Source organism: Sphingomonas sp. CCH15-F11 (assembly GCF_001557005.1).
Lineage (GTDB): Bacteria > Pseudomonadota > Alphaproteobacteria > Sphingomonadales > Sphingomonadaceae > Sphingomonas.
Genome location: NZ_LSKG01000098.1, coordinates 1 through 11,983, shown reverse-complemented (window position 1 = coordinate 11,983; position 11,983 = coordinate 1). Strand labels below are relative to the sequence as shown.

Here is an 11,983-nt window from a genome sequence, read left to right as displayed (position 1 = left end):
ACCTCACCGTGCAACTGGTGCGGGTGGACAGCGTTCGTCAGGGCGCAGCAGGGTATAGCCATCGCAGTCCTGCCCGGCCTGCCATTCGGGCGGATCGGGCAGCTGCGCCTCGGCTGCGACCAGATCATCCGCTGCGCCCTGACGAACGCTGTCCACCCGCACCAGTTGCACGGTGAGGTTGTCCTCGGCCCCCGCTGCCAGCGCGGCCTCGCACAGCTGGCAGGCGGCTGCGGTGAGATCGGGGTTGGCTTGCACCGCCTGCGCAATCTCCCGGTCCGTCAGGCCGTCGCCGATCCCGTCGGTCGCCATCAGCAGGATATCGCCGGGCTGGACCATGATGCAGCTGTGATCGATCTCGACATGGCGGCCCATGCCCAATGCGCGGGCAAGCAAATGCGCGCCGCCGCCAGCGGGCACGCGGTGCGCCTCGGTCAGCCGTTCGAGGCCCGCCTCATTCACCCGCGCCGCAACGCCATCGCCAAGGTGCAGGATATGCGCGGCGGCATCGCGCAGGATCAGCGCGGTGAAGGTGGTAACGAGCCCCTCCGCCTCACGCGCCCGGTCGCTGTCGGCATAACCGGCCCCCATTCCGCCGAGCGCGGCGTTCTGGCCGTGCATCCAGCTGTTGATCGCTGCAATCACGCGCTGGGCGCTGGTCCGGGGCGACCAGGCATCGGGCGTGGCGTAATAATCGGTGAGGAAACTCGCCACCGCCGTCTCCGCCGCCTCCCGCCCACGGCGGCTGGTGCTGATCCCGTCGGCCACCACAAAGGCCATGCCCTTGTTCGCCAGCAGATCGCCGTCGGGCAGGATGCAGCCGTAAAAGTCCTGATTGGCAGGCTTCGCCCCGGCGCAGGAATATTGCCCCACCGTCACGGTCAGCCGATCGGGCGGCGCAGAACCTTGCGCCGCCCCCACAAGTTCAGCCCGTTCAGGCGGCAATTTTCAGTTCCGCCGCGTTGCGCTTGGGCGAGGTGCGGTAGTGGGTCGAATAGAGCATCAGCCCGGTGAACGTCAGCCCGCCGACCAGATTGCCCAGCACCACCGGCAGCTCATTCCACAGCAAGTAATCGGCAATCGTGAACTTGGCGCCCAGCATCAGGCCGGTGGGGAACAGGAACATGTTCACGATCGAATGTTCGAACACCATGTAGAAGAACAGCATGATCGGCATCCACATCGCAATCACCTTGCCGCTGACCGTGCTTGACATGCTGGCGCCGACCACGCCGGTCGATACCATCCAGTTGCACATCACCGCGCGCACAAAGATCGTCAGCCACCCGGCCGCGCCATATGCGGCATAGCCAAGGGTGCGCTTTTCACCGGTGATCGCCATCGCCTGGCCAACCGGATCAACCTCTGCGGCAAACCCATAGGTCCAGTAAATCGCCATCATCACTGCGGTGGTCAGCGCACCGGCAAAATTGCCGACGAACACCAGCCCCCAATTGCGCAGCACCCCGCCCCAGGTGCAGCCCGGGCGTTTGGCCCACACCGCCAGCGGAGCGAGCACAAACACGCCGGTGAGCAGGTCATAGCCGAGCAGATACAGCAGGCAGAACCCCACCGGAAACAGCACCGCGCCCGCCAGCGGCTGGCCGGTCTGGACATTGATCGTCACGGCAAATGCCGCCGCCAGCGCCAGGATTGCGCCTGCCATGAAGGCGCGGATCAGCGTGTCCTTGGTCGACATCATGATCTTGGATTCGCCCGCTTCAATCAGCTTGGGCACGAATTCACTTGGGGCAAGATAGGCCATTAAGCGTCTCCTTGAGGTCAGAATGCGATTTCGGTCTGGAGCCAGAATTTGCGGGTATCGACGGCAAAGCCATCGGCCCGGTAGCTGGCAAAGCGGGCAAGAAAGGATGCGCGGCCCACGGCAAGGCCGGCGGACAGATCGATCTCGTCGCCATAATGCTGGCTGCCGAAATCGCTGTCGAAACGGTGATAGACCGCGAGCAGATCGACTGTGCCGAGGCCCTTCACCGCAAATTTCTTGCCGGCGCGGGCGAAAGTGTCGGTCAGACCCGCATCGGGCGTGCGCAGGAACAGATCGGCCCAGCCATTGAAGGCGAACAGCGTCGCCAGCGGCGTCTGAAACCCGGCGCGCCCGCCATCGCTGCCGAGCTGTTCGACGCCTGCCCCGAGCGTAAAACCGGCCCATGACGCGCCCACTTCGCCTTGCAGATAGCGGGCAGTATAGGCGACCGGATTGCCGCTGGTGTCGGACTGGGTCGCCAGCGTCGCCTTGGCACTCAGTGTCACCGGGCCAACCGGCAGCCTGAAGGCGGCCTTCGCGCCGAAAGTGTTGCTCGATGCGTTCAGCCGCGTGTCGAAATCGAGCAGATAGGCAAAGCCCGTCACCTCGCCCTGGGGCAGCTTCACCCCGGCATTGAGGAACACAAGATCGCCGCTGAACCGGAAATTGGGGCTATCCGCGCCAAACACGGTCTGCACTGCGCTGGCATAAGTTGCATCGAGCCGGACCGGGCCGATCGCGGTCTGCCCGCGCACCGCATCATAGGTCTGTTCATTCTGCCGCCACACCACATTGCCGACGAACCGCGCATCATCGAGGATGATCCGCTGGCGGCCCAGCGTGACGCTGCTCGCGCCATCGCGCCAGGCGATCTGGGCGCGGTTGAGTTCGAGGTTTTCGGGGTCAGCCACCACTGAAAAGCCGGTGCGGCCATTGCCGGGGATGGTGTTGTTGAAATTGTCGGTCAGTTCGGTCGTGGCCTCGCCTTCGACCAACAGCGAAAACGCGCCGCTGGCCAGTTCGAACCCGGCCTGCACCCGGGCCGTCAGCGCGTCTCCCGGTTCCAGCGGCCTGTCTTCCTCGACCGTTTCGTAACGCACCTTCAGCGCAAGGATCGGATCCAGCGTCACGCCATCGGCAAGCGCAATCGGATCGCCGGGCGCAGCCAGCGCCGGGGCGTTGCAGCAAGCGGCTGTCAGGGCAAGCAAGCAGTGTGGGGATGCGCGCATGGATCACCTCTCTGGCTAAAGCCGGTGCCTGACCGGCCACGAGAGGCGAGCGCCGTTGCCCGCCGGATGCAGCATCGACAGGGGCCGATGCCAAAAATCAAAAAGCCGCCACGATGCACCTTTGTCAGGTGTGGATCGGGCGGCGTCGTTGCCGTAAATCGTTCAGAAATAACTGCCCGCGAGCACATCCGGCACTGGATTGCTCAGCAGCTTCGGGACAAAAGATAAGCCAGCCGGTGCCGCCGCGTAAAGCCTTATTTTGCAGCGCAGCATTTTTTCCGGTCAGGGCAAGGCGGCAAGATAGGCCTCGATCTGGTCGGGATCGAAAGTCAGCCCGTCGAAAAAGCGGTTGGCAGACAGCGTCAGCGTGCCTTGCTGCGCGCCGACCTGCGTCAACTGCGTTACGCTGCCTTCAACCTTGGAACTGGCATTGGGCAGATCATCGCCGGTATTGATCAGCGCGGCGCGGTAGACATCGGGCCGGAACACCCGCATCGCCCGCGCGGCGTCGGCCGAATCAAACGCCGTATGCCCCCAGCGCACCATCTGCGAATAGAGCCACGCTGCCTGGCTCATCCACGGAAAATTGGCCGCCTCGCTGTGCTGGAACATCAGATCAGGCAAGTGCACCGGCGCAGCATCATGCGCCAGCACCAGCCGGTCCGATATCGCCCGCAGCACCAGCGCAGGGTTAGCATCAAGATAGGGCGCCGAGGCAAGGATGCGGGCGTTCTCGGCAAAATTGGCCGGGTCGATGAAGTGGCGGCCCGCCCGGCGCATCGCCCGGATCAGCGCAGCAAAGGCTTCGGCCTTTTCGGCCAACACCGGCTCGCGCACCGCCAGCACCTTTTCCACCCCGCGCCGCCAGATCTGCGCGGTGGCGAGCACGATGGTCCCGACATCGCGTTCGACGCAAACCGAGCTCCACGGTTCGCCCACGCAAGACCCGTCAATCTCCCCGCTCGCCAGCGCATCGGGGACGAATGGCGGGGCGATGGTGACGATCTCGACATCGTGATCAGGCCGGATGCCGCAGGCGGAGAGCCAGTAGCGCAGCTTGTAATTGTGGCTGGAGAAGCGGTGCACTACGCCAAACCGCAGCCGCCGCCCCTGCGCCCGCGCCGCCGCTGCTGCTTCGCGCAGCTGCGCGCCAACCGCTGCGGGATCGCCATACTCGCCCGGTGCCGCCACCCGTGCCGCCAGAGGTTTGCTCAAGGTGATCGCATTGCCATTCAGCCCCAGCACAAAAGGCGCGGCGAGCGGCTGCGCTGGCCGGCCCAGCCCCAGCGTGGTCGCAATCGCCAGCGGCGCGATCATGTGCGCGCCATCGGTGTGGCCATAGAGCAGCCGGTCGAGTACGGTCGCCCAGCTCACATCGCGCACAAATGTCAGCGCCACGCCTTCGTCAGCGGCAAAGCCGTGTTCATGCGCCAGAATCGGCAGGCAGGCATCCACCAGCGGCAGGAACCCGATGGTCAGCTTCGTATCAGCCATGGTCAGTCCCCTCCCAGCAGATCATGCGCGGTGACGACCGCCTCGGCGATTTCGGCGATCCGCTTGTTCGAGGACATCGCCTTGCGCCGCAGTTCGGCATAGGCTTCCGGCTCGGTGATGCCGCGGCTGCGCATCAGGATGCGTTTGGCACGGTCGATATGATCGCGCTCGGCCAGCTTGCCCTGTGCGTCGGCCAGATCGGATTGCAGCCGGGCAAAGGCGTGGAACCGCTTGATGCACAGATCCAGCAGCGGCTTGATCCGGTGGCTGGCCAGCCCGTCGACGACATAGGCCGAAACCCCGGCATCGATCGAAGCCGCGATCGATGCATCGTCGCTTTCATCCACAAACATCGCAATCGGGCGCGACAAGGCGCGGCTGACCGCGAAGTATTCCTCCAGCACATCGCGTGACGGGTTGCCGAGGTCAATCAGCACCACATCCGGCGCGATCTTCTCGATGGCGGCGAGCAGTCCGTGGCGCTGCGTGAGGGTGAAGATTTCGGCATTTTCAAGCTGGCCCAGCCCTTCTTCGATGATCGAAGCGCGCATGGAGCTTTCATCGACGATGGCGATCTTCATGGGGCCACATTGCACCCCGGTTCCGCGAAAACAAGCGGCTTTGCCGATCGTCAGATGCCGGTTACGCCTGAGGCATCGCGGTCGGGACTTCAGCAGACATGATCGGGGCAAGGCTTTTGCAGCAAGGCAAACACAGCAGCAATCGACATTGCCTCACGCAATGGCATCCCGAAGACCCCGCCTTCTGGCGGGCGCAGGGCGAACGTATTGCCCGGCGCAATCTGTATATCTCGATCCCCGCCCTGCTGCTCGCCTTTGCTGTGTGGATGGTGTGGTCAGTGGTGGTGGCCAAACTGCCGCAGGTCGGGTTTGCCTACAGCACTGATCGGCTTTTCTGGCTGGCGGCCTTGCCAGGCCTTTCGGGCGCCACTTTCCGCATTTTCTACAGCTTCATGGTGCAGATTTTCGGTGGGCGGCTGTGGACCACGCTCTCCACCGCTTCGCTGCTGATCCCGGCCTTCGGCATCGGCTATGCGGTGCGCAGCCCGGAAACGCCCTACATCATCTTCCTGGTGCTGGCGCTGCTGTGCGGGTTCGGCGGGGGCAATTTCGCATCGTCGATGTCGAACATCAGCTTCTTCTTCCCCAAGGCGCAAAAGGGCAATGCGCTCGCGCTCAATGCGGGGCTCGGCAATCTGGGCGTGTCGGTGATGCAGTTCGCGGTGCCGCTGATCATCACCGCAGGCGTGTTCGGCGCGCTGGGCGGAGCGGGCCAGAAGACGGCAGATGGCGGCCAGGTGTGGCTGCAGAACGCCGGGTTCGTGTGGGTGCCCTTCATCATCGCCAGCAGCCTGCTGGCATGGTTCGGGATGAACGACATTGCCGATGCCAAGGCCAGCTTTGCCGAGCAGGCGGTGATCTTCCAGCGCAAACATAACTGGCTGATGTGCTGGCTTTACACCGGCACCTTCGGCAGCTTCATCGGACTTTCCGCCGGCCTGCCGCTGCTCGCCAAGCAGCAGTTTCCGCAGGTGGACGTGCTGCAATTCGTGTTCCTCGGCCCACTCGTCGGCGCGCTGAGTCGGGCGGGCACGGGCTGGGTGTCGGACAAGTGGGGCGGCGCGCGGTTGACCTTCTGGGTGTTCGTGATGATGATGCTGGGCGTGCTGGGGGTGATGTATTTCATCCAGGCCGCCAGCTGGTGGGGGTTCCTGGGCGCGTTCATCTTCATGTTCTTCATGACGGGGGTGGGCAATGCCTCCACCTTCCAGATGATCCCGAACATCATGCGGCAGGAAGTTTTGCGCCTGATGCCGGACCTCGCGCCTGATGCCGCGCTCAAGCAGGCGGAGAAGGAATCGGCGGCGATGGTCGGCTTTACCTCTGCGATTGCGGCTTACGGCGCCTTCTTCATCCCCAAGAGCTTCGGCAGCGCGATTGCCGCAACCGGATCGCCGATGGCGGCCCTGTGGGGCTTCCTAATCTTCTACGCCAGCTGCGCCGCGCTGACGTGGTTCGTCTACACCCGCCGCGGCGGCCTGCTGCACGACATCGAACGCGGAGTGGACCTCGCTATACCATGATCATGCAAGAGCGGCTGTCTGATGAGAACCACGGAGTCTTACGGCAGGAACGGGGTCGATTTGCGAATTTCGGCTTTCAGTGGCGAAGTGAACCAAGCTGCCAGTCTGCTTTGAGTACGCCTCCTGCTCCTCACGGAATGTGGCCGGGCACTGCCAAAGGGCCCTACAGATCCTCCCGATCCAGACGGACCGCCTTTTCGATGAACCCCTGCGGGTCTTGTACGAAATGCGCTGCGTCTGATTGCAGAACCGTCCTGATCACAGCTTCCCTGCTTGGCTGAATGATCGCACCCTCCGGCGTTGCAAAGACGCAGTCGAAATGCCGCGCGAGGTCGCAGACTCCGCCGATCAATGGCAGAGAGATATCTGCCACATCGAAGCGGACCTGGATTTCTTCGATGAATTGCTCATCGAAGCTCACCTGGATGTCGTCAGCAGGTTCGTCACCCCACACCCGGAGACCGGTGTAGGATCGCGGTTTCTCGGGCAGCAACATGTCGAGCTTCGCAAATAGCGCATTCGCCTCTGCGATTGGCAACGCCAGAACAACCTCGTCGAGCTGCGTGCGGCTCATCCGTGCAGCGTCGACCCCTGCGATACGCGCCGCAGAGGCGGGGATCAGGTTGATGACGAACTGCCAGACGGCCATCACTCGAACATAGCGCCAATGCGGGGTCCGACAATGGGCTCATTCGTTGAGCTCGGGACCTGTTCTGCCGGAACTCGGCGCTGCCGCCCGTCCGGGCAGGGCAGCGGCCCTTACCCGCGAACGCGCCTTATCCTTGTCAGGAAGGCGTTCGCGGTCGGAGCTTTCAGACCGTAATGCGCGCCGTGGCGCGCAGGCGGGTCATTCGGCATCCTCCGTCCGGTCAAGGATCGGCTCAGGCTCTCGCTGCGCTTGCCTTCACCACCCGCACGGCGGCGACGCCGGCTTCGCGGCATCGTCCCTGACAGTCCGTCGCCTGCCGACCAGCCCCGGCCGAACGGCCTTTCAAGATTGGTGGTGTTCCCGCTGTAACCCCTTCGCAGGGCCGAAGGGGCGGCCCGGTGTGGCGCTGATGCGCCTGACCGGGCCTGCCTTCGTCTCTCTTGCTCGGGGGCGGGAACGTCTCTTCCACACACACAGGAACACCTGCCGAAACCTATCGGCGGCCGCCCCTTAGTCAAGGATCGCGGTCCCCCCAATTTTCAGTGCGGAGGCTGTGTCGCTGCGCGCCAGCCACCACGCAGAAAATCGGTTCCCCCACGCCCGCCATGGCGGCGGCGAGACGAGCTCGCCGTCCCTGACACGGTTCGTCCGGCCCGATGGGTTTTTGGCTGTTCCCAATGTGGGGACGATTTCAAAAATCGGAGGCTTTTATGACTGTTTTCAACTCGTTCGCAGATCTGGCTCAGGCACGGATCAATCTCGCCGATGCACGTGAAGGGATCACGGAATCCTACGACGGGGCGTTTCTCGAACATAGCGATCTCGCCAAGCTCAATATCGTCGAGGCTCCAATCGCCGCGGAGATGCCGGATCCCGACATGGCGCGCCGCGCCGTGGAGATGGCAATCGGAACGATCTTCGATGTCCTCAAGGACACGCGCATGGAAGAATTCGCGCAGCAGCTCGCCTGGGGCATGGTCAACTCCTTTCACATGACAGCACGCCTGGCTGAAGGACGCGAGGACGATGCTGCAAAGAAGCTGGGCGAAATGGCACGCCACTTCGACCCTTCGGAAATCTACGCTGTCGAGCTCGAGGAAACACAACAGCTCTGCCAGACACTGCAAGGGTGCCGGGAAGCGCTCGAGGCGATGCGCGATCATGCAGCTGACGTCTACCGCGTCGAAACCGGTCGCCCCTTCACGGCCGCACGGGGATCGCAAGTCAGCAAGAATGGGGTGACCGCAAGCCAGGTGCAGGCACGCGATTTCCTCGCAGCACGCGCCAAGGATCGCAGGGCGCAATTCCAGCCCGATGGCCCGCTGGTGATCGTGTCAGGTGGCCAAAAGGATTGGCACGACTTCGCGATGATCTGGGCAATCCTCGACGACATCAAGTCCCGGATCCCGAACATGGTCCTGGGCACGACCGGCATGCGCAAGGGCGTCGACGCCATGGCGGGTGCATGGGCGCAGCAGAACGGGGTCAACACGATCCTGTTCGTTCCCGACCAACGCCACGGCAACCGCGCTCCGTTCCTGCGCAACGAGAGCATCGTCAAACTGAACCCGGTTGAAGCGATAATCGGAGAAGGATCCGGCATCCAGTCGAACCTTGCACAGCGCCTCCGTCAGGCTGGCGTGCCGCTGCACATTCGCCGCATCAGCGATCAGGCGCAAACGCGCTCGCGCACCTTCGGTTGAGCGCTCTTCGGAAGGCTCCGGCTTATGCCGGGGCCTTCCGTTCTTCTTTTGCGCAAGGGGCGGGCTCTGGGGGCATCGAACCCCCTTCGCCCGCTGCCGCGAGGATCGCGATCCCTGAATGTATCAGCGGCACTTTTGCCTTGGCCCGGCGCGCCTTGCCCGTGCTCGATGCTTCGCATCTTGCGGGCATCGCTGCCGCGCCAGCGGCTGCATCCGGACAATGGGCCGACCGGCAACCCTCAGGCTGGACCAGACCCCTTGTGGGCATTCAGCCACAAGCTCAGGAAGTGAGAAAGGAGAGGGGGATGGAGGAGACGAGCAGCGACAGGAGGCAAAGATGCTCGTCACATTCCGCGTCAAGGATATCGAGACAAAGCTCCATTCGGTACCGGCTCAGATACGCCCGCAAGAGCTCGCCGCGCTGATGCGCAGACTGCACACCGCCAACAGTACAATCGATACAGATCCAGGCGAATTCCTGGCCGCGCCCCTGAACTTCGAGATCAATGCCAACGCGCTTGCCATCGCCGCGTTCGCATCATGCTTCGACCATCGTGCGGAGATGATCGGACTCGTCGAGGAAGCGCAGTTTCTTGGGCGAATGCTGCGGATCGAGCACCAGCAATGCGATGCGCCAATCACGATGCGCGTTAGTGAACACATCGCTCTGGTAGGTGACATCACAATGAGCGGCGACCTTGCGGCTAAGGTGCTCACCTCTCTTGGCCGCCATGCAAATGAATCTGGCCAATTGTCCCTGCAGAAGCTTGGGACAGCGCTCAAGGATCACAGGACTTACGCGGCTTTCGTCAAGGCAGGAATCACTCCGCTCTTCGAAAGCCTCGCGTTCATCGCCGCCACCGATTGTGGAGAGCAACATCCGCTGCTCGAATGGAGCTAATGACGAACCAGCCACCAGTTCATGAGCAGCCGGGAATCGGCTCAACTCGACGCCATGTTTAACGCTCGATCTGCAACCAGCCTCCTGCAGGATCGAGGTGGAAAAGGGTGCCCGGCACGTTGCCGCGGTGCCCTTTTTTCATGCCGCCTGGATCACGCTGATCCCGAACAGCCACGCTCCAGGGCATAGCTTTCGCGAAGTCGCTGGGAACGCATACCTCCTGCCGCAGGCACGTCCACCACCATCGCCATGAGCACCCCGCCAGCATACTGGTCAACCACTAATTTCCCGACCGAGAAGCCGTGCTGCGCCGGCTTCCGCACCATCGAAAAATTAGCGGTCAAGCCTCCGCTTCGCTCCGGTGACCAGCACACTGACGGGGCGCTGTTTCATGGCATGGCGGACGAGCCGCCAAGCGCCAGGAGGCAAGGTCATGTGCTACACAACGGAAAGCTACGAAGACGACGTTTCGGTGCTTCGTCAGATCAACCCCAACATCATCGCCCTTGATGAAAAAACGCTGGAAGCTGAGCGGCGCTCCTACCACACATTCTTCGACGTCCACGTCGTTGAGACCGCGGACGGGTACATCCTCATTGAGGAGGGAGACTATGGCGAGCTGCCGATGCATCTGATCGACCAGATCGTCTACACCGCCACCGGCAAGATGGCCGATGAATTCTGACGAGACAGGGCGGTGGTCATCGCCGCCCAACTCGACAAAAACCAGACCTCACCCGCCAAGCTTCTCGAGGGCAGAAATCGCCACCTTAGGCTTCACTTTGATGGCCAGCTCCAGAAGGGCAATCGCCGTATCCTGACCGACCTTCTTGATAAGCCGATTTAGCTCTCGTTCTGCTTCCTCACGCTCAAGCTCTGCAAGCTTCTGCCTGCGCTCTTCCAGGTCCTTTTCCGCTGCTGCGAGGGCAGACCGTTCGCGTTCAAGTTTCGACACCATTGCGCATTCCTCCAAGCCTTGAAAGACCATGCGAAGATGCACCAATCACAGGGTCTGTTCGAGGCATATTTTTTGCTTGCTGCTCTTGCGCCACTTCGTCGCGGAGCATGGCCTGCTTGAGCCATCGCCATGGTTAAACCCAGAGCCATTGTCGTCCCACAGCGCGCGCTACAGGCGGACATAACGCCTGCGCTGAGTTCGCGAGTCAGGCTCGCTCGCGCAATCCCGCTGGAGAACCACCTGCGCGAGTGATCCCCCTACGGCAATGGACCTGGCACAGGGCACAAGTTCCTGATTTTTTGCACACCGTACACCGCTGCGCGGTAGGCTGATGCAGCGAAGTTCTGCATATTTCACAATCAGTTAGGTAAGATTTTGCTCGAAATTCGCACGGTGCAGTCCGCTGCATACCGTCCAGTGCTCCATCATAAATATAAAAATACAGGGGCTTAGCGCTGCACCGGGCTGCATCTTCTAAGCTCTTGGCAAGGGGGCTGCAGCGTTATATACTCGGTCCTGCGATAGACGAACCACGCCTGAAAAGGTGTGGTAGTGGAAAAGAAACAGTTTCAGAGCGTCGGTGTAACGCTCAGCCCAAGGATGATCGACGTCGTCGATCAACTTGCGGCAAGCCGCGGTGTATCGCGGTCAGAAGCCATCCGCATTGCCCTTGAAGTCGGTATTCCGCTCCTGAAGGCGGGACTATCGCTCAATGCCGAGCGGGCTGTTACAATCCTCGAGCATACCCAGCTTGCGCTCTCGCTCATCGTCCAGGAGCAATATCCGGCTGATGCCGAACACCTGATCGCTCAGGCGCTCTCCAACGTGCGAGAGCATCATGGCTGAAGACATCAGGTTCAGCAAAAAAGCTGCCACTCTCACCCACGCTTCCGCGCGCGGAAAAGTGAAGCGGAACGCAGGCAATTTCACGCGCGGATCGCAGCTGTTCCACCATGAAATCCTGATGACCTGGGCGGGCATCAGAATGCCCCTCTACGTCTGGGTCGGAACCGCCATTCTTCTGCTGTGTGCCCTCGTCAGTTTGACCTTCAAGAACCACGAGGTGCAGCTCGTGCTTATGAAGCTCTACGCCGAGGCTTGGGGCATCTTATGGCGAGCTGCGCATAAGATCGCTTATCGCGAGGAAGCGGTAATGCGGAGGAGCGCGGCGTAACCGGCGAAT

13 protein-coding genes are annotated in these 11,983 nt (G+C 62.3%); 6 read left to right on the top strand and 7 right to left on the bottom strand.

The features are described 5' to 3' along the window. Positions 1-3: 3 nt before the first annotated feature. From AX709_RS08795 to AX709_RS08775, 5 genes are all read right to left on the bottom strand, one after another. Entirely contained in the window at positions 4-918 is a 915-nt protein-coding gene (locus tag AX709_RS08795) for a PP2C family protein-serine/threonine phosphatase (RefSeq protein ID WP_066548901.1), read from the bottom strand. A gap of 13 nt (positions 919-931) precedes the next feature. Then, on the bottom strand, positions 932-1,762 hold the full coding sequence (locus tag AX709_RS08790; protein WP_066548899.1) for a formate/nitrite transporter family protein: 831 nt from the start codon (positions 1,760-1,762) through the stop codon (positions 932-934). 17 nt (positions 1,763-1,779) lie between these two features. Beyond that, complete coding sequence (locus AX709_RS08785; RefSeq protein WP_066548897.1) at positions 1,780-2,991, bottom strand: alginate export family protein; 1,212 nt, start codon at positions 2,989-2,991, stop codon at positions 1,780-1,782. A 282-nt stretch (positions 2,992-3,273) separates the two neighbouring features. Next, complete coding sequence (locus tag AX709_RS08780; protein ID WP_066548895.1) at positions 3,274-4,485, bottom strand: ABC transporter substrate-binding protein; 1,212 nt, start codon at positions 4,483-4,485, stop codon at positions 3,274-3,276. 2 nt (positions 4,486-4,487) lie between these two features. After that, positions 4,488-5,066: an ANTAR domain-containing response regulator gene (locus AX709_RS08775; RefSeq protein ID WP_066548894.1), complete on the bottom strand. Its 579-nt coding sequence runs from the start codon at positions 5,064-5,066 to the stop codon at positions 4,488-4,490. 116 nt (positions 5,067-5,182) lie between these two features. Between AX709_RS08775 and AX709_RS08770 the strand changes: the two genes are divergently transcribed. Next, positions 5,183-6,589, top strand: coding sequence for a NarK family nitrate/nitrite MFS transporter (locus AX709_RS08770; protein WP_231727471.1), 1,407 nt, complete (start codon positions 5,183-5,185; stop codon positions 6,587-6,589). A 163-nt stretch (positions 6,590-6,752) separates the two neighbouring features. Here the strand turns inward: AX709_RS08770 and AX709_RS08765 are convergent, their stop codons facing one another. Continuing rightward, entirely contained in the window at positions 6,753-7,238 is a 486-nt protein-coding gene (locus AX709_RS08765) for a hypothetical protein (protein ID WP_066548893.1), read from the bottom strand. 710 nt (positions 7,239-7,948) lie between these two features. Here AX709_RS08765 and AX709_RS08760 point away from each other — a divergent pair. From AX709_RS08760 to AX709_RS08750, 3 genes are all read left to right on the top strand, one after another. Further along, positions 7,949-8,941 carry a DUF2493 domain-containing protein gene (locus AX709_RS08760; RefSeq protein WP_066548891.1) on the top strand — a complete coding sequence of 331 codons (993 nt, stop codon included), beginning with the start codon at positions 7,949-7,951 and terminating at the stop codon, positions 8,939-8,941. Positions 8,942-9,278: 337 nt separating this feature from the next. After that, a complete protein-coding gene (locus tag AX709_RS08755; protein ID WP_066548889.1) occupies positions 9,279-9,842 on the top strand; it encodes a hypothetical protein in 564 nt (187 codons plus the stop codon). Between the two features lie 433 nt (positions 9,843-10,275). Continuing rightward, positions 10,276-10,527, top strand: a complete 252-nt coding sequence (locus AX709_RS08750) for a hypothetical protein (RefSeq protein WP_231727470.1) — start codon at positions 10,276-10,278, stop codon at positions 10,525-10,527. A gap of 48 nt (positions 10,528-10,575) precedes the next feature. On the opposite strand, the gene AX709_RS08745 is transcribed toward AX709_RS08750, so the two are convergent. After that, a complete protein-coding gene (locus AX709_RS08745; protein ID WP_156454222.1) occupies positions 10,576-10,800 on the bottom strand; it encodes a hypothetical protein in 225 nt (74 codons plus the stop codon). 552 nt (positions 10,801-11,352) lie between these two features. Between AX709_RS08745 and AX709_RS18210 the strand changes: the two genes are divergently transcribed. Beyond that, positions 11,353-11,646, top strand: a complete 294-nt coding sequence (locus AX709_RS18210; RefSeq protein WP_058818294.1) for a ribbon-helix-helix domain-containing protein — start codon at positions 11,353-11,355, stop codon at positions 11,644-11,646. Beyond that, a complete protein-coding gene (locus AX709_RS08740) occupies positions 11,639-11,974 on the top strand; it encodes a hypothetical protein (RefSeq protein ID WP_066548880.1) in 336 nt (111 codons plus the stop codon). Before AX709_RS18210 ends, AX709_RS08740 begins: the two co-directional genes overlap by 8 nt. Positions 11,975-11,983: the final 9 nt, after the last annotated feature.

What these genes read in the sequence shown, in the direction of transcription:
- AX709_RS08785 (WP_066548897.1), bottom strand. Translation starts at nt 2,991, where the DNA reads ATGCGCGCATCCCCACACTGCTTGCTTGCCCTGACAGCCGCTTGCTGC.
- AX709_RS08790 (WP_066548899.1), bottom strand. Translation starts at nt 1,762, where the DNA reads ATGGCCTATCTTGCCCCAAGTGAATTCGTGCCCAAGCTGATTGAAGCG.
- AX709_RS08780 (WP_066548895.1), bottom strand. Translation starts at nt 4,485, where the DNA reads ATGGCTGATACGAAGCTGACCATCGGGTTCCTGCCGCTGGTGGATGCC.
- AX709_RS08760 (WP_066548891.1), top strand. Translation starts at nt 7,949, where the DNA reads ATGACTGTTTTCAACTCGTTCGCAGATCTGGCTCAGGCACGGATCAAT.
- AX709_RS08745 (WP_156454222.1), bottom strand. Translation starts at nt 10,800, where the DNA reads ATGGTGTCGAAACTTGAACGCGAACGGTCTGCCCTCGCAGCAGCGGAA.
- AX709_RS08740 (WP_066548880.1), top strand. Translation starts at nt 11,639, where the DNA reads ATGGCTGAAGACATCAGGTTCAGCAAAAAAGCTGCCACTCTCACCCAC.
- AX709_RS08775 (WP_066548894.1), bottom strand. Translation starts at nt 5,066, where the DNA reads ATGAAGATCGCCATCGTCGATGAAAGCTCCATGCGCGCTTCGATCATC.
- AX709_RS08755 (WP_066548889.1), top strand. Translation starts at nt 9,279, where the DNA reads ATGCTCGTCACATTCCGCGTCAAGGATATCGAGACAAAGCTCCATTCG.
- AX709_RS08765 (WP_066548893.1), bottom strand. Translation starts at nt 7,238, where the DNA reads ATGGCCGTCTGGCAGTTCGTCATCAACCTGATCCCCGCCTCTGCGGCG.
- AX709_RS08750 (WP_231727470.1), top strand. Translation starts at nt 10,276, where the DNA reads ATGTGCTACACAACGGAAAGCTACGAAGACGACGTTTCGGTGCTTCGT.